Annotated in this window: 27 protein-coding genes and 1 riboswitch; of the genes, 21 read left to right on the top strand and 6 right to left on the bottom strand. The window is 57.2% G+C overall.

Annotated elements, in window-relative coordinates:
- Positions 1–13 precede the first annotated feature (13 nt).
- Genes QMG27_RS04540 through cysS form a run of 5 tightly spaced genes read right to left on the bottom strand, consistent with a single transcriptional unit; the run spans position 14 to position 5,264 of the window.
- Positions 14–1,282, bottom strand: coding sequence for an aspartate kinase (locus QMG27_RS04540; protein ID WP_281813661.1), 1,269 nt, complete (start codon positions 1,280–1,282; stop codon positions 14–16).
- Between the two features lie 35 nt (positions 1,283–1,317).
- A complete protein-coding gene (gene tilS, locus QMG27_RS04535) occupies positions 1,318–2,283 on the bottom strand; it encodes a tRNA lysidine(34) synthetase TilS (RefSeq protein ID WP_281813657.1) in 966 nt (321 codons plus the stop codon).
- Positions 2,249–3,223: an acetyl-CoA carboxylase carboxyltransferase subunit alpha gene (locus tag QMG27_RS04530; RefSeq protein WP_281813654.1), complete on the bottom strand. Its 975-nt coding sequence runs from the start codon at positions 3,221–3,223 to the stop codon at positions 2,249–2,251. Before QMG27_RS04530 ends, tilS begins: the two co-directional genes overlap by 35 nt.
- Positions 3,224–3,243: 20 nt before the next feature.
- Complete coding sequence (locus tag QMG27_RS04525) at positions 3,244–3,888, bottom strand: DNA-3-methyladenine glycosylase 2 family protein (protein WP_281813651.1); 645 nt, start codon at positions 3,886–3,888, stop codon at positions 3,244–3,246.
- 2 nt (positions 3,889–3,890) lie between these two features.
- Positions 3,891–5,264 (bottom strand): cysteine--tRNA ligase, encoded by a 1,374-nt coding sequence (gene cysS, locus QMG27_RS04520; protein WP_281813648.1) that lies wholly within the window; start codon positions 5,262–5,264, stop codon positions 3,891–3,893.
- A 101-nt stretch (positions 5,265–5,365) separates the two neighbouring features.
- On the opposite strand from cysS, the gene QMG27_RS04515 reads away from it, so the two are divergent.
- Genes QMG27_RS04515 through QMG27_RS04500 form a run of 4 tightly spaced genes read left to right on the top strand, consistent with a single transcriptional unit; the run spans position 5,366 to position 8,033 of the window.
- Complete coding sequence (locus QMG27_RS04515; RefSeq protein ID WP_281813646.1) at positions 5,366–5,992, top strand: tetratricopeptide repeat protein; 627 nt, start codon at positions 5,366–5,368, stop codon at positions 5,990–5,992.
- The gene (locus tag QMG27_RS04510; RefSeq protein WP_281813643.1) at positions 5,989–6,591 is read left to right on the top strand and encodes a peptidylprolyl isomerase; all 603 of its coding nucleotides are present in this window, start codon (positions 5,989–5,991) and stop codon (positions 6,589–6,591) included. Before QMG27_RS04515 ends, QMG27_RS04510 begins: the two co-directional genes overlap by 4 nt.
- Positions 6,592–6,631: 40 nt before the next feature.
- A complete protein-coding gene (locus tag QMG27_RS04505; protein ID WP_281813640.1) occupies positions 6,632–7,138 on the top strand; it encodes a peptidylprolyl isomerase in 507 nt (168 codons plus the stop codon).
- Positions 7,139–7,196: 58 nt separating this feature from the next.
- On the top strand, positions 7,197–8,033 hold the full coding sequence (locus QMG27_RS04500) for a UDP-2,3-diacylglucosamine diphosphatase (RefSeq protein ID WP_281813638.1): 837 nt from the start codon (positions 7,197–7,199) through the stop codon (positions 8,031–8,033).
- A 19-nt stretch (positions 8,034–8,052) separates the two neighbouring features.
- On the opposite strand, the gene QMG27_RS04495 is transcribed toward QMG27_RS04500, so the two are convergent.
- Positions 8,053–10,659: a DUF349 domain-containing protein gene (locus QMG27_RS04495; RefSeq protein ID WP_281813635.1), complete on the bottom strand. Its 2,607-nt coding sequence runs from the start codon at positions 10,657–10,659 to the stop codon at positions 8,053–8,055.
- A 77-nt stretch (positions 10,660–10,736) separates the two neighbouring features.
- On the opposite strand from QMG27_RS04495, the gene QMG27_RS04490 reads away from it, so the two are divergent.
- The 17 genes from QMG27_RS04490 (at position 10,737) to QMG27_RS04410 (ending at position 23,442) form a co-directional block, all read left to right on the top strand.
- Positions 10,737–11,573, top strand: coding sequence for a lytic transglycosylase domain-containing protein (locus QMG27_RS04490; RefSeq protein ID WP_281813632.1), 837 nt, complete (start codon positions 10,737–10,739; stop codon positions 11,571–11,573).
- Between the two features lie 51 nt (positions 11,574–11,624).
- Positions 11,625–11,751: riboswitch (ZMP/ZTP riboswitch) on the top strand.
- Between the two features lie 56 nt (positions 11,752–11,807).
- Complete coding sequence (gene glyA / locus QMG27_RS04485; RefSeq protein ID WP_281813628.1) at positions 11,808–13,052, top strand: serine hydroxymethyltransferase; 1,245 nt, start codon at positions 11,808–11,810, stop codon at positions 13,050–13,052.
- A 410-nt stretch (positions 13,053–13,462) separates the two neighbouring features.
- A complete protein-coding gene (gene nrdR, locus QMG27_RS04480; protein WP_281813626.1) occupies positions 13,463–13,912 on the top strand; it encodes a transcriptional regulator NrdR in 450 nt (149 codons plus the stop codon).
- 53 nt (positions 13,913–13,965) lie between these two features.
- On the top strand, positions 13,966–14,490 hold the full coding sequence (locus QMG27_RS04475; RefSeq protein ID WP_281813624.1) for a GspH/FimT family pseudopilin: 525 nt from the start codon (positions 13,966–13,968) through the stop codon (positions 14,488–14,490).
- Positions 14,478–14,978 (top strand): type IV pilus modification protein PilV, encoded by a 501-nt coding sequence (gene pilV, locus QMG27_RS04470; RefSeq protein ID WP_281813621.1) that lies wholly within the window; start codon positions 14,478–14,480, stop codon positions 14,976–14,978. Before QMG27_RS04475 ends, pilV begins: the two co-directional genes overlap by 13 nt.
- Positions 14,975–15,739, top strand: a complete 765-nt coding sequence (locus QMG27_RS04465) for a PilW family protein (RefSeq protein ID WP_281813618.1) — start codon at positions 14,975–14,977, stop codon at positions 15,737–15,739. The genes pilV and QMG27_RS04465 overlap by 4 nt, the downstream gene beginning before the upstream one ends.
- Positions 15,736–16,350: a hypothetical protein gene (locus QMG27_RS04460; protein WP_281813616.1), complete on the top strand. Its 615-nt coding sequence runs from the start codon at positions 15,736–15,738 to the stop codon at positions 16,348–16,350. The genes QMG27_RS04465 and QMG27_RS04460 overlap by 4 nt, the downstream gene beginning before the upstream one ends.
- Before the next feature lie 5 nt (positions 16,351–16,355).
- The gene (locus tag QMG27_RS04455; protein ID WP_281813614.1) at positions 16,356–16,760 is read left to right on the top strand and encodes a type IV pilin protein; all 405 of its coding nucleotides are present in this window, start codon (positions 16,356–16,358) and stop codon (positions 16,758–16,760) included.
- Positions 16,761–16,790: 30 nt separating this feature from the next.
- Positions 16,791–17,894 carry a bifunctional diaminohydroxyphosphoribosylaminopyrimidine deaminase/5-amino-6-(5-phosphoribosylamino)uracil reductase RibD gene (gene ribD, locus QMG27_RS04450; RefSeq protein WP_281813612.1) on the top strand — a complete coding sequence of 368 codons (1,104 nt, stop codon included), beginning with the start codon at positions 16,791–16,793 and terminating at the stop codon, positions 17,892–17,894.
- Positions 17,895–17,923: 29 nt separating this feature from the next.
- Complete coding sequence (locus QMG27_RS04445; protein WP_281813610.1) at positions 17,924–18,598, top strand: riboflavin synthase; 675 nt, start codon at positions 17,924–17,926, stop codon at positions 18,596–18,598.
- Positions 18,595–19,722: a bifunctional 3,4-dihydroxy-2-butanone-4-phosphate synthase/GTP cyclohydrolase II gene (gene ribBA, locus QMG27_RS04440; RefSeq protein ID WP_281813608.1), complete on the top strand. Its 1,128-nt coding sequence runs from the start codon at positions 18,595–18,597 to the stop codon at positions 19,720–19,722. The genes QMG27_RS04445 and ribBA overlap by 4 nt, the downstream gene beginning before the upstream one ends.
- A 7-nt stretch (positions 19,723–19,729) precedes the next feature.
- Complete coding sequence (ribH, locus tag QMG27_RS04435) at positions 19,730–20,203, top strand: 6,7-dimethyl-8-ribityllumazine synthase (RefSeq protein WP_281813606.1); 474 nt, start codon at positions 19,730–19,732, stop codon at positions 20,201–20,203.
- Complete coding sequence (gene nusB, locus QMG27_RS04430) at positions 20,200–20,715, top strand: transcription antitermination factor NusB (protein WP_281813604.1); 516 nt, start codon at positions 20,200–20,202, stop codon at positions 20,713–20,715. Before ribH ends, nusB begins: the two co-directional genes overlap by 4 nt.
- 8 nt (positions 20,716–20,723) lie before the next feature.
- Positions 20,724–21,908 (top strand): pyridoxal phosphate-dependent aminotransferase, encoded by a 1,185-nt coding sequence (locus QMG27_RS04425; protein ID WP_281814526.1) that lies wholly within the window; start codon positions 20,724–20,726, stop codon positions 21,906–21,908.
- Positions 21,909–21,911: 3 nt separating this feature from the next.
- Complete coding sequence (gene ybgC, locus QMG27_RS04420) at positions 21,912–22,310, top strand: tol-pal system-associated acyl-CoA thioesterase (protein WP_281813602.1); 399 nt, start codon at positions 21,912–21,914, stop codon at positions 22,308–22,310.
- A complete protein-coding gene (gene tolQ, locus QMG27_RS04415; protein ID WP_281813600.1) occupies positions 22,307–22,996 on the top strand; it encodes a protein TolQ in 690 nt (229 codons plus the stop codon). The genes ybgC and tolQ overlap by 4 nt, the downstream gene beginning before the upstream one ends.
- Before the next feature lie 14 nt (positions 22,997–23,010).
- Complete coding sequence (locus tag QMG27_RS04410) at positions 23,011–23,442, top strand: biopolymer transporter ExbD (RefSeq protein WP_281813597.1); 432 nt, start codon at positions 23,011–23,013, stop codon at positions 23,440–23,442.
- Positions 23,443–23,449 lie beyond the last annotated feature (7 nt).

Here is a 23,449-nt window from a genome sequence, read left to right as displayed (position 1 = left end):
ATTATGCCCTAACTTATGCGGACGGCTGGTCCAAATCGAAAGCTTTATGCAACGCGCGCACAGCGAGTTCCATGTATTTCTCGTCGATCACAACCGATGTTTTGATTTCAGATGTCGAGATCATTTGGATGTTGATGCCCTCTTCGCTCAATGAGCGGAACATCTTACTGGCCACACCCACGTGGCTGCGCATGCCGATACCGACGATGGACACTTTACAAATCTTGGTGTCGCCTTGCACATCGGTTGCACCCAAAGCTGGCAACACTTTGTCTTTCAACAAATCTGTTGTGCGGGCGTAATCGTTGCGGTGCACAGTGAAGCTGAAGTCGGTTTTGCCATCCTTGCTGATGTTTTGGATGATCATGTCCACTTCAATGTTGGCTTCAGCCACAGCACCCAAGATTTGGTACGCGATACCTGGCTTATCAGGCACGCCGACCACAGAAATTTTGGCTTCGTCACGGTTGAATGCGATGCCCGATACGATTGCTTGTTCCATTTTTTCGTCTTCCTCAAAGGTGATCAACGTGCCTGATTTGGCTTCTTCGTTGATGTCAATGTCCCACGCGGTGAAGCTGGACAACACGCGCAGCGGCACCTTGTATTTACCTGCAAACTCAACCGAGCGAATTTGCAAAACTTTGCTACCCAACGATGCCATTTCCAGCATCTCTTCGAAACACAGTGTTTCTAAGCGACGGGCTTCAGGCACCACGCGTGGGTCGGTGGTGTACACGCCATCGACGTCGGTGTAGATCAAGCACTCGTCTGCTTTCATGGCCGCAGCCACAGCCACAGCAGAGGTGTCTGAACCGCCACGGCCTAACGTGGTGATGTTGTCGTCTTCGTCTTTACCTTGGAAGCCCGTGATGATGACCACTTTGCCAGCATCCAAATCGGCGCGAACGCGTGCATCGTCAATCGACTCAATGCGGGCCTTGGTGTAGGCGTTGTTGGTGCGGATCGGCACTTGCCAGCCAGCGTAGCTGACTGAGGGCTGGCCTTCGGCTTGCAAAGCAATGGCCAACAACGCAGAAGACGCTTGCTCGCCTGTAGAGGCCAGCATATCGAGTTCGCGGTTGTAGGCCGAGTCGGCTTTGGAAGGGCCCAATTCTTTGGCGAGGCCGAGCAAACGGTTGGTTTCGCCACTCATCGCGGAGGGAACCACCACCATTTGGTGACCCGCACGGGCCCACTTGGCCACGCGCTTGGCGACGTTGCGAATGCGCTCTGTTGAGCCCATCGACGTGCCGCCGTATTTATGAACAATCAATGCCATATTTCTTTAAAACTGTTGTGTTATGGGCAAAAAACTCACAGATTGTAGCAACGCAACACGGCACCATCGCGCCGCACAAACCCACGCCCTACCTTGATGTCGATGTGGTGGCCTCGTGTGGTGCACGCTTTCACTTGAACCAGTAGCGCTTGCAGTTGAGCCGCACTGGCTTGAGAGTGCTCTAACGCCAACCAATGACGCAATACATTCGATTGCCGCGCCTCACTGAGCTGCTGCAAAGCTTTGATGGCTGGTGGATTGCCCACAAGTTGCAAATCTTGTTCTGCCATCTCTTGTAACAAGGCTTGCGCCTGCGCAGCATGTGAGGCGCTACGAGCAAAGGTTTGCCTAAACGAAGGAAAAGCTTGCTCAATCACGGGCAATAGCTCTGCACGGATGCGGTTGCGTGTGTAGCGAGTGTCGCCGTTGGTAGGATCCTCCACCCACGACTCCTCTGCAGCCCTAAGGGCATCACGCAGGTGCGAGCCCGGCACCTCCAGCCAGGGGCGGTGGTAGGTCACACCATAACGCTCTGCGACAGCAGGCATGCACGCAAGCCCCGGCAAACCCGCACCACGAGAGAGCGCCAGCATCAAAGTTTCCACTTGGTCATCTGCGTGCTGCGCCAACACCATGTGATTGATCTGCCCTCCCCAGTTGTTTTGCAATGCATCTGCAAACGCTCGGTAACGAGCTTGGCGGGCTGCGTCTTCGGGGCTTTCACCCGAGGCGTTTGCTGCGTTGACGCGCCGCACCACCAGCGGCACGTGCAGTCGTTCACACAACGCCATGCAATGCGCTTCAAAACCATCGGCAGCCGCTTGCAAACCATGGTGCACATGTACGGCATGTACTTTGCCTGGCCAACGGGCAGCACAGGCAACAAGTAAGGCGGTGGAGTCTGCCCCGCCGCTGAGTGCAACGGCGAATGGACCTAAATTCTGGAGCGCGTCCAGCGAGGGGAAGTTAGCGTTCAGCTTTGGTGTCGGTGAAACGGCCATAGCTTTGCAGACGCTCGTAACGCTTGTCGAGCAGCTCTTTGACCTTCATGTCCGTCACTTGGCGCCATGCGTCGTTCAAGCCGCGCTTGAGTTGCGCCGCCATTTGCTTGGGGTCACGGTGTGCGCCACCCACGGGCTCGTTCACGATTTTGTCGACCAAGCCCAACGCTTTCAGACGATGAGCGGTGATTCCCAGTTGTTCGGCTGCGTCTTCAGCACGGTCAGACGTTTTCCACAAAATCGAGGCACAGCCTTCAGGGCTGATCACTGAGTACACCGAGTACTGCAACATCAACACTTGGTCAGCCACGCTGATAGCCAGTGCGCCACCCGAGCCACCTTCACCAATGATGGTGGTGATGATCGGCACTTCGAGTTGGGCCATCTCAAAAATATTGCGGCCAATCGCCTCAGACTGGCTGCGCTCTTCTGCGTCAATGCCGGGATAAGCGCCGGGCGTGTCCACAAACGTGAACACGGGCAGCTTGAACTTCTCGGCCGTCTTCATCAAACGCAAAGCTTTGCGGTAGCCCTCAGGTCGGCTCATGCCAAAGTTACGCGCAGCGCGCTCTTTGGTGTCGCGGCCTTTTTGCTGGCCTAAGACCATACAAGCATTGCCATTGAAACGAGCCAAACCACCCACGATGCTCAAGTCATCGGCAAAGTGGCGATCGCCATGCATTTCCACGAAATCGGTGAAGATTTCGTTGATGTAGTCCAGCGTGTAGGGACGCTCGGCGTGACGGGCAATCTTGGTGATTTGCCAAGGTGTGAGGTCGCTGTAAATCTCTTTTGTTAGCTGCAAGCTTTTCTTGCTGAGCTGTTCAATCTCGTCTGAAATATCTACCGCAGACTCGCTTTGCACATAGCGCAGCTCGTCGATCTTGCCTTCTAGCTCAGCAATCGGTTGTTCAAAGTCGAGGAAAGTTCGTTTAGCCAAAATTCATACTCCTTCGCTGCTCAGTAAGACACTGGCAGCGGATCTAGCGATCGCCAAATATACCAAGTCGCCACACTGCAATATGGCGCCCACGCCGCAGCCACCTCGCGGGCTTCGCTGCGACTAACCGCCTCGCCCGAAAAATAGTTATGGCTAATTCCGTTGATCAAGCCCACATCATCCAACGGCAACACATTGGGCCGCATGAGGTGGAACATCAAAAACATCTCCGCCGTCCATCGGCCAATGCCGCGAATAGCGACCAACTCTTCGATGATGGCGTCATCCGTCATCTCCGACCATTTCTTCACATGCAAAGCGCCGTTGTCAAAGTGCAGCGCCAAGTCGACGATGTACTCCACTTTGCGCGCTGACAATCCAGCGGCACGCATGTCGTCCACCTTGAGCTTGAGCACATTGGCAGGCGTGATCTTGCGGGGCAACTTAGCAAAGCGGTCCCACACGGTTTGAGCGGCCTTGACCGACACCTGTTGGCCCACAATGCTGCGCGCTAGCGTGACAAACGCATCGCCACGCGACTGCAACGAAGCCTCACCAAACTGAGGAATGAGGCGCTTCATCACCCGATCTTTTTTCATCAGGTGTTTGCAAGCCTCACCCCAGTATTCGGGCGTGGCCGTGATGACTTTTTCCGTGGTGGCCATGTTTAGCCACGCTCCCATGTGGTGCCCGTGGGCGAATCTTTAAGGACGATGCCCTGTGCCAACAAGTCATTGCGAATGCGGTCAGCCTCGGCAAAGTTCTTGGCCGCTTTGGCGGCTGCGCGTGCTGCAATTTGCGTTTGAATGGCATCTTCGTCTTCCGATGCACCGCCTTGTAAAAAGCTTTGTGGGTCGTCCTGCAGCAATCCCAACACACCACCCAAAGCTTTGAGCAAGCCAGCGGTTTGGGCTGATTGCGTGCGGTTGACTTCACTGGCGAGTTCAAACAAAACGGCCACAGCTTCGGGCGTGCCGAAGTCTTCGTCCATCGCAGCTTTGAAGCGCGCGGCGTGGGGCTCGGCCCAATCGACCGTCACCTCATCAGGCGTCACAGTGCCCAGTGCGGTGTAGAGACGCTTCAAAGCGCCACGGGCATCGTTCAGATGCACATCGCTGTAATTGAGTTGGCTGCGGTAGTGGCTGCGCACCACAAAGAAGCGAACTGTCTCAGCATCAAATTCTTTCAGCACATCACGAATGGTGAAGAAGTTGCCCAAGCTCTTGGACATTTTTTCGTTGTCCACATTGATGAAGCCGTTGTGCATCCAAACGCTGGCCATCTTTTGGCCGTTGGCACCTTCGCTTTGGGCAATTTCGTTTTCGTGATGTGGGAACTGCAAGTCAGCGCCACCGCCGTGGATGTCAAAGCTCTGGCCCAACATCTCGCAACTCATGGCCGAGCACTCGATGTGCCAGCCGGGTCGGCCTGCGCCAAATGGGCTGGCCCATTTCACTTCGTCAGGTTCGCTCTCTTTGGCTGATTTCCACAACACGAAGTCCAGTGGATCTTGCTTGCCATCGTCAACAGCCACGCGCTCACCGGCTTGCAACTCGTCCAGCGACTTGCCAGACAGCTTGCCGTAGCCATCGAATTTACGAACGGCGTAATTCACATCGCCGTTGCTGGCTTGGTAAGCCAAGCCCTTGTCTTGCAAAGTGCCAATCATCGACAGCATTTGCGGCACATAGTCCATCGCACGAGGTTCGTGTGTAGGGCGTTCGATACCCAAAGCATCGGCGTCTTGGTGCAAGGCGTCGATCATGCGATCAGTCAAGCCGCGCACGGTTTCGCCGTTTTCTAGGGAGCGCTTGATGATTTTGTCGTCGATGTCAGTGATGTTGCGCACATAGGTCACGCGGTAACCGCTGGCCTTGAGCCAACGCTGCACCACATCAAACGCCACCATCGAACGGGCATGGCCCAAATGGCACAGGTCGTACACGGTCATACCGCACACGTACATGCGCACATGGCCAGGTTCTAGCGGCGAAAAGTTCTCCAGCGCACGCGTGAGCGTGTTGTGAATGCGAAGGGTCATGAGTAAATCGTCAGAAGACCGCGGACGTGGGTCAGTAAGCTGCAAAAGTCAGGGAGTCGTGAAGGCCCTCTGTTTTACAATGCCCCAAGTATACAAAGCACATGACAAACCCTCATTTCCCCACCCCTGCCAAGTTATCGCAACCCAATCGAAAGGTTGCCGCATGGACTCTAGGTCTGATGTTTGGTTTATTTGCATGCACTGCGAAGGCACAGGGTGTGGACGCACTGGAATGGCAGCCTGGCCAAACGCTTAACACACCTATCGTCATCAGCACCCCGCACAATGATGTGCGTAAACTTTTGCGACAAGCCAAATACGCACAGGCATTGCTGCTGGTCAATAAAAATTTAGCGACCAATCCACGTGACCCTCAAATGCGTTTTTGGCAAGGCTATATTTTTGAACAGTTAGGGCAACCCGAGATGGCGTTGCAAATCTACCTTGAGCTCACACGCGAATACCCTGAACTACCCGAACCGTTCAATAACCTAGGCGTTCTGTATGCTGCCAAGGGGGACTACGCCAGCGCCAAATCGGCGCTTGACAATGCCTTGCGTGCGAATCCCAACTATGCAGCGGCTCATGAAAACATGGGTGACTTACTGGTCAACATGGCCAAGCAATCGTATGAGCGATCTTTAGCCCTTGAGCCTAAGCAGCGTGGCATTGCTCCAAAAGTTGAACAACTCAAACCCATCCTCGACATCACACAAGGCAAACCATGAACCTTTCACGCCTCATTCGTCGCACGCATTACAGTTTTGGCTTGTTTCTGCTCGCGCTCGCCTGTTTGACTCATCATGCGACGGCGCAAGAAGCACCGCGCGTGAAATTTGTCACCAATGCGGGCGAGTTTGTGGTCGAGGTCTACCCCGACAAAGCCCCCAAAACGGTCGACAACTTTTTGCAATATGTACGCGACAAACACTACGATGGCACCATCTTCCATCGCGTGATTGGCAACTTCATGGTGCAAGGCGGAGGTTACGATCAACGCTACATTGAGCGCCGCACGCGCCCGCCTGTCGAACACGAAGGCCGTGAAGCCCTAGCCAAAGGCGGCCCACGTAACACTGTGGGCGCCATCGCGATGGCGCGCACTAATGCCCCGCACTCGGCCACCTCTCAGTTTTTCATCAACGTGGTAGATAACGCATTCCTTGACCCATCCCCCCAACAACCTGGCTACACCGTCTTCGGCAAAGTCATCTCAGGCATGGACACCGTACAAAAAATTCGCAGTGTGCCCACCGGTTTTGGTGGCCCCTTCCCTTCGGACGTGCCACGCACCCCGATCGTCATTCAATCGGCCAGCGTGCTTTAAGCAAGTCTTGGCTTTCTCTTTCATCTAAGGAAAACACACCATGAGCAACCCACAAGTCGAACTGCACATCTTGGACCTCGGCGTCATCACCCTCGAACTCGATGCTGAAAAAGCACCCAAGTGCACTGAAAACTTTTTGCACTACGTGAACAAAGGCCACTACGACAAAACCATTTTTCACCGCGTCATCCCAGGCTTCATGGTGCAAGGCGGCGGCTTCGAACCGGGCATGTCACAAAAAGAATGTGACGAACCCATTGAAAACGAAGCCAACAACGGCTTGAAGAACGACCACTACACCGTGGCCATGGCACGCACGTCTGATCCCCATTCAGCCACAGCCCAGTTCTTCATCAACGTCGCCAACAACGACTTCTTGAACCACAAAGCACCAAGCATGCAAGGCTGGGGCTATGCCGTGTTTGGCAAAGTGGTCAGTGGCAATGATGTGGTCGACAAAATCGCCGCTGTCAAAACAGGTCGCAAGGGCTTTCACGACGATGTCCCCAAAGAAGACGTGGTCATCGAAAAAGCTGTCGCCCTCTAAGCGCGCATCTCCACGTTGCTGAAGTCACGCGCCTTCAAGCGGACTTCGGACCATGCACATGTCCACACCACCTTTGCCCCAATCGCCTGTGCCTTGCGTACAAGCGCAAGCGCATTGGCAGCGTGTGGACTTCATTTCGGACTTGCACTTGGATGCCAGCGAGCCGGACACGTTTGAAGCATGGGTGCGACACATGGCACGCACGCCTGCCGATGCAATTTTCATCTTGGGTGACTTGTTTGAAGTATGGGTGGGCGACGATAACCAAGACTCCTTCGCCTTACAGTGCCTAGACGTGCTCAAAGCCACAACACAGCGTCTGCCCGTGTACTTCATGTGCGGCAACCGTGATTTTTTGGTGGGCACTACACTGCTTCGGAAAACAGGGATGCACGGCTTGAGCGATCCCACGGTGCTCGACCTTGGCAGCATTGGCAACGCCTCACCGACACGCCTGTTACTCAGCCACGGCGATGCCCTGTGCTTAGACGACCACGACTACTTGGCATTTCGCAACCAAGTGCGGCAACCTGAATGGCAAGCCGCCTTTTTAGCCAAACCTTTGGTTCAACGCCAGACCTACGCTCGAGACGTACGAAACCAAAGCGAAGCCCTCAAACGCAGTCACGCCACTCAATCGGACTTCAACGGCTATGCCGATGTAGACAGCCAAGCCGCTATCGCGTGGCTCAAGGCGGCTGATGCCCAAGTGCTGTTGCACGGCCACACCCACAAGCCTGCAGTGCACGACCTCGGTGATGGTTTAAGCCGTTGGGTATTGAGCGACTGGCATGCAAACAGCCAACCGCCACGCCTTGAAGTGGTCAGTTGGATACGCCAAAAAGCACAAAGCCCCACAAGGGGGCTTTGTCGATTGCCACTCAATATGGCTTAGGGTTGTCTAGGCGCTTGAGTTAGCGTTTGAGTAACACCTTGAGCGCAGCTTGCAAACGACGCGCAGCGCCTTCGTCGTACGCACCACCCAACACTTGAGCCGCATCGGCAGCCCACGTCATTTGAGGCGATGGGTCATTGCGTCGCGTCAGCATTTGCAACTGCAAGGCACGGCGTGCATCCAAATGTGCGGCAGGCGTTGGCAAATCAGCCGCCACCTCTAAACGCAACAAAGGCGTGACCACATCGCCTTTAGGTTCTGCAGACACCGCTTGCGTCCACTGTGTGCGCTGGGCTGGGCTGAGCTTGCTACCAATCGCTTGCGCGGCTGGCACTTGAGCTGCATCGCGCTTTGCCCAAGCCTGCATCAACTGAGTCAGCACTTCGCCGTGCGCTTGTGAAGCCAAACGACGCAAAGCATCCTGGGCGGATTCCAAAGCATGGCGTTGCGCACGGAAAGCGGCATCGCCCAAACGTGGACCACGCGGCGCAAAGCCTTCGCGGCCTGCGTCACGACCTGGTTTGCCCTCGCGTCCAAAACCTGGCTTGTCACCGAACTTTCCGCTGGGCTTGCCATCGCGACCGCGACCTGCAGGTGCGGCTTCGCTGCGTTTTTGGCCGGGTCGGTCATCACCGCGCACAGCCACGACGGGGCGTGGTGCAGCTTTGGGTTTAACAGGCGCAGCTTCTACCACTGGCTGTGCTGCCACTTCGGCATCTGAAGCCTCAGCATCTGTGGGCGCAGCCTCTGCCAAAGCCTCTGGCACTGTGTCAGCCGCTTGTGAAGTTACAGAGGCTTCTTGTGCAGATGTAGCCACCGGCTCTGCAGCAGCGGGTACAACAACCACCACTTCACCACGTGCAATTTGTTCCAACGCTTGCATCGCCGCCCGAATGGCAGCGGCATCGCCTTTGGCGGTGGCCGAATCCAAGGCTTTCGCGGCTTCCAGCACGGCCTTGTCGTGCGGCGTCAATGCAGCTTGCGATTGTTCGCGCACAGACGACTTGCGTGCAAAGGCTTCATCAATCGGCTGGCGGAACGCGTCCCACAGTTTTTGCTCAAGCTTGCGATCAAGCACCACGGTGTGCGCTTCTTCTTGCCAACGTTGCTGCAAGGCTTTCACCGCATCCACGCGCAAAGTGGGCGCAGCACCCAAAGCCTGCGCCTCAGCAATCAAGGCATGACGGCGTGCCAAGCTGGCTTTTTGCGCAGCTTCTAGCGGTTCATGTGCCGCATGAATGGCAGCTTTCCAAACAGGCTGCAATTCGGCAAACATTTTTTCGCTCAAGTGCCCGCTCTCACGCCAACGCTGAGCGAACTGGTGCAACTGACGTGCCACACCTTTCCAATCGGGGCCATTGCCATGCGTTGCCGTCCAGGCTTTCACTTCCTCAATCAAAGCCAAGCGCTGCGCTTTATGTGCCGCAGTTTGTGCGCGAGCTTCTTTGAGCCAGGCATCCACCACGTCGTGGGCGCGATTGCACGCAGTGTCAAAGCGCTTCCACAAAGCGGGATTGGGCGCAGCTTCTTTGTCAATTTTTTTCCATTGCTCTCGCAAGGCACGCAAGGTTTCTTGCATCTTGCGACCGCCCATCGCAGGAACGCGTGCCACATCCTCAGTTTTAGCGACTGGTTTTTCAGCGTCAGTCGCTTGATCTGCAGTTTCAGGTGTTGGCGATGTTGAAGCCGCTTCTGCAACAGGCTTAGCCACAGGCGCTGGCTTAAACATGGCTTCGGCTTGCATGGCCAACTCCAAACGCTTTTGGTCAACCACCGCTTTGTCAGCCGTAGGCTTCACAGTGCGTGTGGCATCCACTGCCACAGGCTTGACAGCTTTCACGAGAGCTTCAGCTTGAGGCAATACTTCGCCACGGGCCACACGAATTTGGTCAGACCATGCGGGCACCGCGGGCAGAGGCGCTGCTGGATCGGCCGCTGCGACTTCAGTCAACTTCAAAGCTTCACCGAATGCGGTCCACACGGCTTGCACCTGTTGCGTGCTGGTTTGCAAGGCCGACGCGAACTTCGCATCCACGCTCGACCACTGGGTATCTGTCGACAAAGTTTGGGCTTGGGCCACCCAACGGTCAAGGTCAGCTTGCAAGGCTTCACGTTGGGCCAAGGCGTCTTGCCAAGGCTTGGTAGAGAGCACTTCAATGCGCTGCGCCAACAACACGGCAGCTTCACGTTGCACCTGAGTTTGATGCTGCAAATCTTCAATGGCTTTCACGCGCTCAGCCAAGGCCGTTTTTAAACCCGCCAAAGGCTCGCGAGACAAGGGCGCACCAGCTTTAGCCGCATCACGCTGCCAACCCAAAGCGTCAGCCAAATTGATGTGGGGTGCGTCACGCAGAGCTTCGCCCTTGGCGGCCCACGCCACGATGAGGGCGTCTTGATCTTTGCTGCGACGCAGTTCGTCCAGCTTTTCGCGCAACACTTTGGCAGCGCCTTTGTCGCGGTGACTCATTTCGTCAAAAACGGCTTGCAATTGTTCCAAGCTAGGTTGCCCAGCCAGCCAATCGCGCAAGCGCGCCGTGCGGTCTGCTGCACTGGAAACACTGAAAGCACCACCCGTTAATTGGTCTAGGGCGGCGAGGTCGAGGGAGGGGGTCAAAGAATCAGTCACAAGTAAGGCTCACATTAAATTGGGGGTGATTGTCGCCGAGGCTTTAAAATTTGGGCTACTTCTTATTTAATTAATTTATGTCTATTCCTTTCATCGCCCGTTTACAGCTAGGTCTACGTACCTTTGCAGGTGACGTGGCGCAGGGGTTTTTTGCTATTTCTCACAACGGCTTGGCCGTGGTGGGCCTCTCGATCTTCTTTTTTGTTGTGGCGCTCACCGTGCGCCCCGATCTGCGTGTGGTGACCGAAGCCAAGGTCATCAGCTGGCTTCAAGAGCGCCAATACGACGAGCTGGGCATCGCCACCGATGCCGACGCCGTGGACCGAGCCACCGCCACCGACCCACGCGACCTGCCCAAACAACAAGCGAACTTGGCCTACTGGCTGAGCAAAAAATACCGCGTGGCGCCCGAACCGTTGAGCGCGCTGGTGTCTGAGGCTTATGACGTGGGCCCTGACAACCAAATTGAACCCACCCTCATCTTGGCCGTCATGGCCGTGGAGTCGGGCTTCAACCCCTTCGCTCAAAGCAATGTTGGCGCCCAAGGCTTGATGCAAGTCATGACTAAGGTTCACGAGCAGAAATACCAAGGCTTTGGCGGTGCACTGGCAGCCTTTGACCCCGTGGCCAACGTGCGCGTGGGCGTGAATGTGCTCAAAGAGTGCATCACCCGCGCAGGCAGCCTAGAAGGCGGCCTCAAGCTCTATGTGGGCGCGGGCAATCTGAAAGACGACCAAGGCTACGCCGGCAAAGTCATGGCTGAACATGCCCGCTTGCAGCAAGTAGCCAAGGGTGTAAAAGTGCCCATCACAGCTCCACCCTCAACGGCAGCCGAAGCCGCCACGGCCCGTTTGGAGAGCCTGTGGGAAAAAGCCCAACGCTTGACGCCTTTTGGCAAAGACGACGACGAGTAACCAAAGGCTAAAAGAGGGCCTGTGGGCACCTCCGGCAAGCGCGGTAAACTCTACCCCGTGCGCGACTGGCGATAGGCGTATCAGGCTTGCCTGATACCGCTGACGTGGATGTATGACCACTGGGAAGCGCACCGCCCCTGACTTTGGGGGTGATTAGCCGTTCGCCTGGGCAGCCCTGTTTCTTGTCAAACCCCTTTGCCAGCAGGGACCATCTTCCTTTCTAGGACTGCCACCATGTACGACCGCAACATCTTGATCGAACAAACCGACCCCGAATTGTTTGCTGCCATTCAAGCCGAAAACGCTCGCCAAGAGCACCACATCGAGCTGATTGCCAGCGAAAACTACGCATCCCCCGCTGTGATGGCCGCCCAAGGCTCACAGCTGACCAACAAATACGCCGAAGGCTACCCCGGCAAACGCTACTACGGCGGTTGCGAACACGTGGACGTGGCCGAGCAGTTGGCCATTGACCGCGTCAAACAACTCTTTGGCGCAGAAGCCGCCAACGTGCAACCCCATTGCGGCGCATCGGCCAACGAAGCCGTGTTCCTCGCGTTCTTGAAGCCCGGCGACACCATCATGGGCATGAGCTTGGCCGAAGGCGGTCACTTGACCCACGGCATGGCGCTGAACATGTCTGGCAAGTGGTTCAACGTCGTGTCCTACGGCTTGGACAGCAAAGAAGCCATCGACTACGACGCCATGGAGGCCAAAGCCCGCGAACACAAGCCCAAGCTGATCGTGGCCGGCGCATCGGCCTACAGCTTGCACATCGACTGGGCACGCTTTGCGAAGATTGCCAAGGAAGTTGGCGCGATCTTCATGGTCGACATGGCCCACTACGCTGGCTTGATCGCCGCTGGTCAATACCCCAACCCCGTGCCTCATGCTGACGTGGTGACATCCACCACCCACAAGAGCTTGCGCGGCCCACGCGGCGGCATCATCTTGATGAAGGCCGAGCACGAAAAAGCCATCAACAGCGCCATCTTCCCCGGCTTGCAAGGCGGCCCCTTGATGCACGTGATTGCTGCCAAGGCTGTGGCGTTCAAAGAAGCGTTGACCCCTGAGTTCAAAGCCTACCAACAACAAGTGGTGACCAACGCCCGCATCGTGGCTGAGACTTTGACAGCACGCGGTCTGCGCATCGTCAGCGGCGGCACACAAAGCCACGTGATGTTGGTGGACCTGCGCTCCAAAAAAATCACCGGCAAAGAAGCCGAAGCCGCTTTGGGCGCTGCGCACATGACGATCAACAAGAACGCCATCCCCAACGACCCTGAAAAACCCTTCGTGACCAGCGGCATCCGCGTGGGCACGCCTGCGATGACTACACGTGGTTTCAAGGACGAAGAGGCACGCATCACGGCCAACTTGATTGCCGACGTGTTGGACAACCCGCACGACGAAGCCAACTTGGCGGCAGTGCGTGCCAAGGTGCATGCGCTGACTTCTAAGTTCCCTGTTTACAAGTAACTTCAGTTTGACCCCGTCCTTTGTGGCGGGGTTTTTGTTTGTCTTCGGTATTTTGTTCTGTTGTTTGTTGCGTTCGTGAAGGGTTCTCTCCGGAGAGGGCACGGGTGACGGGTACGGCGGGTTCTTCATGCTGTACCAGAAATCATCACCCGCCGTACCCATCACCCGCGCCGTTTGAGCTTCGAAATGGTTCACTCGTTGCGCGGCAACTTTGCCGGAACAACTGGTACGAGTGAAACATGCGAGCGAAGCAAAGCAGTTCGCAGACTGAGGGTGTTTGGTATTGGCCGCCACGATTTCTGGTACTCCAGCATGAGGCAGCGGCCAATACCAAATACCCTCAGCGAGCCCAGCAAAAAACAAAGCCCGCAAAAGCACCGTAAACCAACAAGCAAAAGAGAGCAGTAAAAATGAAATGTCCCTTCTGCGGCCACCTAGAAACCCAAGTCGTCGAAACCCGCATGTCTGAAGACGGTGACTCCGTACGTCGCCGTCGCCAATGCGGCGCCTGCGAAAAACGCTACACCACCTACGAACGCCCCGACGTCAGCTTCCCCAACATCGTCAAAAAAGACGGTCGCCGCATCGAATACAAACGCGAAAAGCTTCTCGAATCCATGGGCCTTGCGCTGCGCAAACGCCCCGTCAGCACCGAGCAGGTCGACAACGCCATCGAGCGCATCGAAGAAAAACTCATGTCCCTCGGCCAACGTGAAGTGCCCTCGACCCGGATTGGCGAGCTCGTCATGCGTGAACTCAAAAAACTCGACAAAGTCGCCTACATCCGCTTTGCCAGTGTGTACCGCAGCTTTGAAGACATCGATGATTTCAAGAGCTTGGTGGACGAAGTTCGCAAGTAGTTTTCGAGTCTCAGCCATGCGCTGATGCCCATTCAAAACCTAGCATTTGCGCCATGCAATCGCTAGGTTTTTTTACGTCTTCGCCATCACCCATAAGGGGTTTCACACTCGTTGAAATGCTGGTGTGTTTGGGCGCACTCGGCGTTATGGCATCGTTTGCCATTCCTGGCTGGCAACGCCTGCAAGAGCGCAGCCACGTTGAAGCCACGCGTGATCAACTGATGAACGATTTACAAACCGCTCGCGTACGCGCATTGCAGCGAGGTGAGGCTTTGCAATTGACACGCCTTCGAGATTGCACATGGACAACATCCGCAGGTGCCGATTGGAGCTGTGGTTGGCAGCTGGTGGTGAAAGCTGATCAAGCGGTGCTGCAAAGCACGCAACAACTCACACCCTTGCAAATCACCTTCGCTAAAAACGATCCGCTCGACATCAGCGCACGCGGCGATTTAGGCACAGTGGGTGACCGATGGGTGATCAAGTCTCGACAAGCTGCGTTCAATGTGTCGAATGTGTTGTGCCTCAGCAGTGCTGGCCGCTTGCGTTGGCAAACGGGAGACACATGCAGCAACTGAAAACACAAGCTGGCATTGCCCTGTTCGAAGCCTTGATCGCACTGATGATCTTGACCTTCGGTGTACTGGGTCTGTTATGGATGCACCAGCAAGCGTTGATACAACAACGCCATCAGCTGATGCGCACCATCGCCATGGGCCTCGCAGACGACTTGGCCGAACGTATGACCCTCAACGCGCAGCAGCGCAACCTGTATGCCAAAACATGGGGTAACGCCACCACCACCGCACCCGACTGCGCAGCCTTGGCCTGTACGCGCCAAGACCTCGCCGCATGGGACCTGCAGCAACTCCAGCAGTCGCTCAGCAGCCAACTGCCCGAAGGCGATGCAAGCGTATTTGCGTTGCACACCCCACCCGATTGGTGGGGCGTTGTGATGGCATGGCGCGATGCCAACGAAACTTACCGCACCGATGCTGCATTGGGCTCACCCCCTTGCCCTGCGCAAATGAGTTGCTGGCGTTTGTTCTTCATGCCGACACGATGAACACGCACCAAGCACATCTGCACATGCAGCACGGCTACACCTTGCCCGAGCTGCTCATAGGCATGACACTGGGTTTATGGGTCATCGCGGCTGCGACAGCAGCTTACGGCACAAGCAAACAAACTTGGAGCGCCATGGCAGCGGCAGATGCCGTACACGCCAATGCACGCGTGGCATTGCGCAACATCCGCGAACACGCACACATGAGTGGCGCGGCTTACCTGATCGCGAACAACAGCAACGCGCAATTGACCGCTGAACTCTCTGCCAGCGAAGACGTGGGCCAAGCAGCGCTGTCAGGCATCAATGGGACTAAATACGTTGAAAGCCTCACATTGGGTCATTGGCATGCGCTTGATGCCATCGACTGCCAAGGCAACACCGCAAGCACCCACACCAGTGTGCGCAATGACTACAAACTCAACACCAACAAAGAACTGAGCTGCAAAGACCTCAACCTCATTGGCAGCACCTACCAAGCCTTGGCCGAGGGCGTGGAAGATTTTCAGCTGCGCTATGCCGAGGCCAACCCCAGCACGCAAACGATTCAGTGGAAAACCGCCAACCAAGTGAACGATATGGCTAAGGTAATGGCCATCGAGGTGTGCTTGCGCGTGGCAAGCATCCAAACCGTCCACAGCACAAAGCCCAACCCGAGTTACACCGGTTGTCAAGGCGAAGCCTTGCCATCGGATGGGCGCGTGCGCCGCACATTCAAGCGCGTCATCGCTTTGCGCAACCGCGATGGAGTCATGCCGTGAAAAGATCACGCGGCTTTGCCTTGCCCACTCTGATGGTGATGCTGGCACTGGCCAGCCTCGCAGCGTTACTGGCCCTGCGGCACTTGTGGGTCAATGAACAACTGCTCAACGCCGAAACAGACCAACTGCGCACCCTGCACAAGGCACATGCTGCGCTGCCTTTGGCTGTGGCGGACATTATTGGCGCATCCAACAACAACATGCGTCACATCGCAGGTGACCTCACGCAAACCCATGCGTTCTTCCCTTCATCCATGACCGAGTACAACACCTTGCGTCAGCGTCTTTTGCCAAATACATGCAACGCCGGCATCTGTGCACCCAACGCACTCCAGCCTAGTGCTGCCAAAGCCAGTTATTGGAAAACACAGACTGCCACTGCGCTAGCCATCCCTGCCACTCAAACACCGTATGGCGACAACACAGCTTGGTATTGGGTCGAAATTTTTCCGCAAGCCAACAGCAGCCAAGACAACTTCATTTACCGAATCACCGTGCTGGCCAACGGCGTCATGCCCAGCAGCACCACGGTGTTACAGGCCGTTTGGGCACGAACCAGCGTCACATCACCCACCGGCCAGTGGCACAGCTGGCATGTGTTGCACGACTGAAGCACATGACACGCACTCCCAAAGGCTTCACCCTCATTGAACTGCTCATTGCGCTGGCTTGTGTCGCCTTACTCGCCAGCCTTGCATGGCCAAGTTACCAAAGCTTGATTTTGCGTAGCCAGCGTTCGCAAGCACGTGCATCTTTGCTACAAGCCGCGCATTGGCTAGAGCGTGCGGCCAGCGCCAACGGCAGCTACCCACTGGCCGCCGATGTACCAGCCACTGTTCTACAAGTAGAGGGGCAGCGATACAAAATGACCATCACCAGCACCGTCCAAAGTTACACCCTCAGCGCGACGCCGTTGGGCCCACAAGCAGCCGACACCTGCGGGACTTTGACGATCAATCATCTCGGGGTGCGCAGCGTGCAAGGCGCCAGCCAAACTGCAGCGCAGTGTTGGGGCCGTTAAGTCAGTCACGCGCCCGTCCATAATTGCGGCATGAGTTTCTCCGCGCAAGACACCGCTTTCATGCAACAAGCCTTGGGCTTGGCACATGACGCGCTTTACCTCACCTCGCCCAACCCGCGTGTGGGCTGTGTGATCGTGGGCACACACGGTGAAGTGCTGGGCAGCGGCCACACGCAGCGCGCGGGCGAGGCCCACGCCGAGGTCATGGCCTTACGCGATGCACAGGCCAAGGGCCATGACGTGAAAGGCACTACCGCCTACGTCACGCTAGAGCCCTGCAGCCACCAAGGCCGCACCGGCCCATGCTGCGATGCACTCGCCGCCGCAGGCATGGCCCGCGTGGTCGTGGCCTTGCAAGACCCCAACCCTCTAGTCGCGGGCCAAGGTACCGCCCGCTTGCGCACCGCAGGCGTACAAGTAGACGTAGGCTTGTTGTCCGACGAAGCGCACGAGATGAACATTGGCTTTTTCAAACGCATGACGCACGGCACGCCGTGGGTGCGCATGAAACTAGCCGCCTCGTTGGATGGCCAAACCGCTTTGGAAAACGGCGTGAGTCAGTGGATCACTTCCGAACCCGCACGCACCGACGGCCACGCCTGGCGCGCCCGTGCGTGTGCGGTGCTCACGGGCATTGGCACTGTGCTCGAAGACGATCCGCAGCTCGATGTCCGTGCCGTACCCACGCCGCGCCAGCCCGCACTGGTGGTGATGGACAGCCAGCTCGAAACGCCACTCACGGCTATGCTCTTCACACCGCAACGTCCTGTTTTGATTTACTGCGCAGTCGACAACGCCGAGCGCCGCCAAGCACTAGAAGCCAAAGGCGCACAGGTCATTTGCCTACCCAACCCGTCCGGCAAGGTCGATCTAGCCGCCATGCTCAAAGACCTTGGCCAAAAGCAAATCAACGAAGTGCATGTAGAAGCGGGCCACAAACTCAACGGTTCGCTCTTGCGCGAAGGCTTGGTGGACGAACTGCTCACCTACCTTGCCCCCAAACTGATGGGCCAAGGCCGTGGCATGACAAATTTAGGGCCTTTCACGACTTTGGACGATGCAAAAGCGCTCTCGTTTCATGAAGTGACACAAATCGGCCCAGATTTAAGGATATTGGCTCGCCTAAGCCGGTAAGCGAGGCGTAAACCTGCGAAAATAGCGGGATGTTCACCGGAATCATCACCGGCGTGGGGCGCATCACCGCTGTCCACGACCTGGGTAGCTCTTTAAACCACGGCAAGCGCCTCACCCTCGAAGCGCCTGCTGGGTACCTCGACGACGTCGCGCTCGGCGACAGCATCGCCCTCAACGGCGCTTGCATGACGGTCACGAGCTTCGACCTCGACACACACACCTTCACCATCGACATCTCAGCTGAATCACTGGCTCGCACCAGTGGCTTGGCGGAGCTTGGCCGCGTCAACCTTGAAAAAGCACTGCGCGCCCATGACCGTTTGGGTGGCCACATCGTCTCGGGCCATGTGGATGGCATTGGCCACGTGAGCCACTTCGAGCGCGTGGGCGAGAGCTGGGAGCTGCGCATCATGGCCCCCACCGACTTGGCCAAATACCTCGCCTACAAAGGCTCCATCACCATCAACGGGGTGAGCCTGACGGTCAACCGCGTGCAAGACTTTTTCAACGCCGACGGCCCTTTGGGCTTGCGCGGCGCCGAGGTGAGCATCAACCTCATTCCCCACACCGTCGACAACACGGCGCTGGGCTCGCTCCAAAGCGGCAGCACCGTGAACCTTGAAATCGACACCGTGGCCCGCTACGTCGAGCGCATGCTTAGCGTGGACGCGAGCCTCGCCCCCACTTTGAAAGCACACCCATGAGCGCCACCCAAGGCTTGACGCCTGTCGCTATTTCCCCCGTCGAAGACATCGTGGCCGACATGAAAGCCGGTCGCATCGTCATCTTGGTGGACGAAGAAGACCGCGAAAACGAAGGCGACTTGGTGCTCGCGTCTGACCACGTGTCAGCCGAAGCTATCAACTTCATGGCCAAGTACGGCCGTGGCCTGATTTGCCTCACCCTCACCCGCGAGCGCTGCGAATTCCTGGGCCTGCCGCCCATGGCCGCACGCAATGGCACGGTGTACAGCACGGCGTTTACCGTGTCCATCGAAGCCGCCGAGGGCGTGACCACCGGCATCTCGGCCGCCGACCGCGCACGCACCATTGCTGTGGCCGTGGCCAAAGCCAGCCAACCCACCGACTTGGTGCAACCCGGCCACGTCTTCCCGCTGCAAGCGGTGGACGGCGGCGTGCTCATGCGCGCGGGTCACACCGAAGCAGGCTGCGACTTGGCCGCCATGGCGGGCTGCTCGCCCTCGTCTGTGATTTGCGAAATCATGAAAGACGACGGCACGATGGCCCGCTTGCCCGATTTGCAACTCTTCGCCGCCGAGCATGGCTTGAAGATCGGCACCATTGCCGACCTCATTGCCTACCGCAGCCGCAACGAATCATTGGTGCACAAAGTCAGCTCACGCCCCATGCACACCGCGCATGGCGAGTTCACCGCCAATGCCTACAAGGACATGACCAGCGGCGCCGTGCACATGGCTTTGGTCAAAGGCACTTGGGGCACCGACGCCGAAGTGCTGGCCCGCGTGCACGAACCCCTCTCCGTGCTCGACGCACTAGAGCCCAACCGCGTCATGCACTCATGGGGCTTGGATGCTGCCTTGTCGCGCATCAGCGCTGAAGGCACAGGCGTGGTGGTGTTGCTCAACTGCGGTGAAAGTGGCGAGCAGCTGTTGAACCAATTTGACGGCACCGCCCGCTCAGCCCACGGCCCTGAACGTGGCCGCATGGACTTGCGCAGCTACGGCGTGGGCGCGCAAATTTTGCGCGACTGCGGCGTGCACAAAATGCGCCTCATGGGCAACCCTCGCCGCATGCCCAGCATGACGGGCTATGGTCTCGAAATCACCGGCTACCTTTCCAAAGAATAAGAAAACTATGTTCATCCCCAACCCCAACGCCACCACCTCGCTCGATGGCAGCGCTCTGAAAATTGGCATCGTCCAAGCGCGTTTCAACGAAGACATCACCAACGCCTTGCGCGACGCGTGCGTGGCCGAGCTCAAAGCCATGGGCGTGGCCGACGACCGCATCACCTTGGTCGAAGTGCCCGGCGCACTCGAAGTGCCTTTGGCCCTGGCGGCCCTCGCGCAAATTGAAGACCCCGAGCCCTACAGCGCCCTCATTGCGCTGGGCTGCATCATCCGTGGCGAGACCTACCACTTTGAGTTGGTGGCCAACGAATCCGGCGCAGGCGTGACCCGCGTGGGCATGGACTACCACGTGCCGATTGCCAACGCCATCCTCACCACCGAAAACTTAGAACAAGCCGTAGCCCGCCAAACCGAAAAAGGCCGCGACGCCGCACGCGTGGCGGTGGAAATGGCCGTGTTGTTGGAGCGCTTGGCATGAGCGATACACCCAGCACAGGCAATAAAGCGCCACGCAAAACGGCCAGCAATGGCGCGACCAAGAGCGCAGCCAAGTCAGGCCGCAGCCGCGCTCGCGAGTTTGCGCTGCAAGGCCTCTACCAATTCTTGGTGGGGCAAAACGAAGCCGCCGATATTGATGTGTTCACCCGCGACTTGAGCGGTTTTCACAAATCCGACTCGGTGCACTACGACGCTCTGCTGTACGGCTGCATCGAGCAACGCGAAATTTTGGATTCACTCATTGAACCTTTGCTCGACCGCAAGTTCGACGAAATTTCCCCGATCGAACACGCCGTGATGTGGATGGGTGCCTATGAGTTTCAACACTGCATCGACGTGCCTTGGCGCGTGGTGCTCAACGAATACATTGAGCTTGCCAAATCTTTTGGCGGCACAGATGGCCACAAGTACGTGAACGGCGTGCTCAATGGCTTGGCGCCGAAGCTGCGCGCCCTCGAAGTCGAAGCCGACCGCGCCAAAGGCAAACTCTGACACGGATGATGAAGATTGCTGAGCGTGCGCAACGCATAGAACCTTTCTATGTGATGGAGGTGGCCAAAGCCGCCGCCGAGCGTGCCGCTTTGGTGGCGCACACTGATGCGCCCATGATTTTTTTGAACATCGGTGAGCCCGATTTCACCGCACCGCCTTTGGTGAAAGAAGCTGCTGCGCGGGCGGTGCACGATGGCGTGACGCAATACACACCAGCTTTAGGCATTCCTGAATTGCGCGAGCGCATCAGCGCTTGGTACAGCACCCGTTTTGGGGTGAATGTGCCCGCACGCCGCATCGTGATCACCGCAGGTGCATCAGCTGCATTGCAGTTGGCTTGCTTGGCTTTGATTGAAGCCGGTGACGAAGTGCTTATGCCCGACCCGAGCTACCCCTGCAACCGCCACTTTGTGAGCGCTGCAGAAGGTCGCGCTGTGTTGGTGCCCACAACAGCGGCGGAACGCTTTCAACTCAGCGCCGAACAAGTGCGCGCCAACTGGACATCGCACACACGTGGCGTGTTGCTAGCCTCGCCCTCTAACCCCACAGGCACATCCATTCACCCTGACGAATTGAAAGCCATTCACCACGAGGTGTCGCATCGTGGCGGCACCACGCTGATTGACGAGATTTATTTGGGCTTGAGTTACGACGCACAGTTTGGGCAATCGGCGCTGGGGATTGACGACCAAATCATCAGCATCAACAGCTTCAGCAAATACTTCAACATGACAGGCTGGCGTTTGGGCTGGCTCGTAGTGCCTGACGCACTCGTGCCCGTGGTGGAACGTTTGGCGCAAAACCTCTTCATCTGCGCCAGCACCGTGGCGCAACACGCCGCCCTTGCTTGCTTTGAAGACGCGAGCATTGCCGAATACGAACGCCGCCGCGCAGAGTTCAAAGCCCGCCGCGACTACTTTGTGCCCGCGCTCAATGCGCTAGGCCTGAACGTGCCCGTCATGCCGGATGGCGCGTTTTACGCGTGGGCCGATTGCACAGCAGCCGCCGACAAACTAGGCGTCAAAGGCAGCTGGGACTTCGCGTTTGAAGTGATGAAAAAAGCCAACTTGGCCATCACCCCAGGCCGTGACTTTGGCCATGCCGACACCTCGCGCTTTGTGCGCTTTTCTACCGCCCGTTCGCTGCCTGAGCTGCAAGCTGCGATTGGGCGTTTACAAAAAATTCTGAGCTAAACCATGAGCACCGTTTTTGAACACCCGATTCGGGTCTATTGGGAAGACACCGATGCCGGCGGCATTGTCTTTTATGCCAACTACCTGAAATTTTTTGAGCGCGCCCGCACCGAGTGGTTGCGTGCACTAGGCATTGGCCAACACGCGCTGCGCGAGGAAACTGGTGGCATGTTTGTGGTGAGTGAAACCACCGTCAAATATCACCGCCCCGCCAAGCTGGATGACCAGCTGCGCGTCACTGCCACACTGGCCGAAGGCGGCCGCGCCAGCCTCGTCATCGCGCAACAAGCGTGGCTGGGTGAAACTTTACTTTGCGAAGGCACGATTCGTATCGGTTGGGTCGATGCTGACGCCATGAAGCCTGCGAGAATCCCCTCTTCTGTATTGGAACGCCTGACATGACACAAGACTTTTCCATCGTTCATTTGTTGCTCAACGCCAGTTGGGTCGTGCAAGTTGTGGTGCTGATGCTGATGGGCGTCTCCATCACCAGCTGGGCCGCGATTTTTCGCAAGATCGGCGCCATCAAACGCGTGAACGAACTCAACGACGAATTCGAGCGCGACTTTTGGTCGGGCACCAGCCTGAACGAGTTGTTTGCCGCCGCCGCCCAAAATGCCAAGCACTCTGGCCCGATGGAACGCATCTTCGCCAGCGGCATGCGCGAGTACCAAAAACTGCGCGAGCGCCGCATCAACGACAGCAGCGCTTTGATGGACGGCGCACGCCGCGCCATGCGTGCGAGCTACCAACGCGAGATGGACGCGATTGAATCCAATTTGTCGCTGCTGGCGTCTGTCGGCTCTGTGTCGCCTTATGTCGGCTTGTTTGGCACGGTGTGGGGCATCATGCACGCGTTCACTGGCTTGGCTGGCATGCAACAAGTGACCTTGGCCAAAGTGGCCCCCGGCATTGCTGAAGCGCTGGTGGCCACCGCCATTGGTTTGTTTGCTGCGATTCCTGCGGTGTTGGCCTACAACCGCTTCTCGCGTGACATTGACCGCGTGTCCATCAAGCTCGAAACCTTCATCGAAGAGTTCAGCAACATCTTGCAGCGCAACGTCAGCGCCAGCGGTACAGCTCACTAAGCAGGAAGACGCACATGGCTTCGATTGCCCCTCGCTCAGGACGCGGCCGCCGCGCCATGAACGACATCAACATGGTGCCGTTCATTGACGTGATGTTGGTGTTGCTCATCATCTTCATGGTGACCGCCCCCCTCATCTCGCCCACCGTGATTGATTTGCCCAGCGTGGGCAAAGCAGCCAGCGTGCCCGACCAAGTGATTCACGTCGAAATCAGCAAAGAAGAACGCATCACCGTCAAGAGCACAGGCACGGTCAACAAGTCGGTCAGCTCCACCCTCAAAGGCTTGGCGCGTGATGTGCAAGAGCTGCAAGGCGAAAGCTCGCAAGGGCCGGTGGTCATCACGGCTGACCGCACCATCAAGTACGAAACCGTGGTGAAGGCCATGGACACATTGCAACGCGCTGGGGTTCAACGCGTGGGCTTGGCTGTTCAATTGGTGGACTGATTTTTCA

Origin of the sequence: Limnohabitans sp. MORI2, from assembly GCF_027925025.1 — a bacterium.
GTDB lineage: Bacteria > Pseudomonadota > Gammaproteobacteria > Burkholderiales > Burkholderiaceae_C > Limnohabitans.
Note: the sequence above shows the minus strand (reverse complement) of the source record. Positions and strands in the feature narration are given on the sequence as shown.

What these genes read in the sequence shown, in the direction of transcription:
- QMG27_RS04540 (WP_281813661.1), bottom strand. Translation starts at nt 1,282, where the DNA reads ATGGCATTGATTGTTCATAAATACGGCGGCACGTCGATGGGCTCAACA.
- tilS (WP_281813657.1), bottom strand. Translation starts at nt 2,283, where the DNA reads ATGGCCGTTTCACCGACACCAAAGCTGAACGCTAACTTCCCCTCGCTG.
- QMG27_RS04525 (WP_281813651.1), bottom strand. Translation starts at nt 3,888, where the DNA reads ATGGCCACCACGGAAAAAGTCATCACGGCCACGCCCGAATACTGGGGT.
- cysS (WP_281813648.1), bottom strand. Translation starts at nt 5,264, where the DNA reads ATGACCCTTCGCATTCACAACACGCTCACGCGTGCGCTGGAGAACTTT.
- QMG27_RS04515 (WP_281813646.1), top strand. Translation starts at nt 5,366, where the DNA reads ATGACAAACCCTCATTTCCCCACCCCTGCCAAGTTATCGCAACCCAAT.
- QMG27_RS04510 (WP_281813643.1), top strand. Translation starts at nt 5,989, where the DNA reads ATGAACCTTTCACGCCTCATTCGTCGCACGCATTACAGTTTTGGCTTG.
- QMG27_RS04505 (WP_281813640.1), top strand. Translation starts at nt 6,632, where the DNA reads ATGAGCAACCCACAAGTCGAACTGCACATCTTGGACCTCGGCGTCATC.
- QMG27_RS04500 (WP_281813638.1), top strand. Translation starts at nt 7,197, where the DNA reads ATGTCCACACCACCTTTGCCCCAATCGCCTGTGCCTTGCGTACAAGCG.
- QMG27_RS04490 (WP_281813632.1), top strand. Translation starts at nt 10,737, where the DNA reads ATGTCTATTCCTTTCATCGCCCGTTTACAGCTAGGTCTACGTACCTTT.
- glyA (WP_281813628.1), top strand. Translation starts at nt 11,808, where the DNA reads ATGTACGACCGCAACATCTTGATCGAACAAACCGACCCCGAATTGTTT.
- nrdR (WP_281813626.1), top strand. Translation starts at nt 13,463, where the DNA reads ATGAAATGTCCCTTCTGCGGCCACCTAGAAACCCAAGTCGTCGAAACC.
- QMG27_RS04475 (WP_281813624.1), top strand. Translation starts at nt 13,966, where the DNA reads ATGCAATCGCTAGGTTTTTTTACGTCTTCGCCATCACCCATAAGGGGT.
- pilV (WP_281813621.1), top strand. Translation starts at nt 14,478, where the DNA reads ATGCAGCAACTGAAAACACAAGCTGGCATTGCCCTGTTCGAAGCCTTG.
- QMG27_RS04465 (WP_281813618.1), top strand. Translation starts at nt 14,975, where the DNA reads ATGAACACGCACCAAGCACATCTGCACATGCAGCACGGCTACACCTTG.
- QMG27_RS04455 (WP_281813614.1), top strand. Translation starts at nt 16,356, where the DNA reads ATGACACGCACTCCCAAAGGCTTCACCCTCATTGAACTGCTCATTGCG.
- ribD (WP_281813612.1), top strand. Translation starts at nt 16,791, where the DNA reads ATGAGTTTCTCCGCGCAAGACACCGCTTTCATGCAACAAGCCTTGGGC.
- QMG27_RS04445 (WP_281813610.1), top strand. Translation starts at nt 17,924, where the DNA reads ATGTTCACCGGAATCATCACCGGCGTGGGGCGCATCACCGCTGTCCAC.
- ribBA (WP_281813608.1), top strand. Translation starts at nt 18,595, where the DNA reads ATGAGCGCCACCCAAGGCTTGACGCCTGTCGCTATTTCCCCCGTCGAA.
- ribH (WP_281813606.1), top strand. Translation starts at nt 19,730, where the DNA reads ATGTTCATCCCCAACCCCAACGCCACCACCTCGCTCGATGGCAGCGCT.
- nusB (WP_281813604.1), top strand. Translation starts at nt 20,200, where the DNA reads ATGAGCGATACACCCAGCACAGGCAATAAAGCGCCACGCAAAACGGCC.
- QMG27_RS04425 (WP_281814526.1), top strand. Translation starts at nt 20,724, where the DNA reads ATGAAGATTGCTGAGCGTGCGCAACGCATAGAACCTTTCTATGTGATG.
- ybgC (WP_281813602.1), top strand. Translation starts at nt 21,912, where the DNA reads ATGAGCACCGTTTTTGAACACCCGATTCGGGTCTATTGGGAAGACACC.
- tolQ (WP_281813600.1), top strand. Translation starts at nt 22,307, where the DNA reads ATGACACAAGACTTTTCCATCGTTCATTTGTTGCTCAACGCCAGTTGG.
- QMG27_RS04410 (WP_281813597.1), top strand. Translation starts at nt 23,011, where the DNA reads ATGGCTTCGATTGCCCCTCGCTCAGGACGCGGCCGCCGCGCCATGAAC.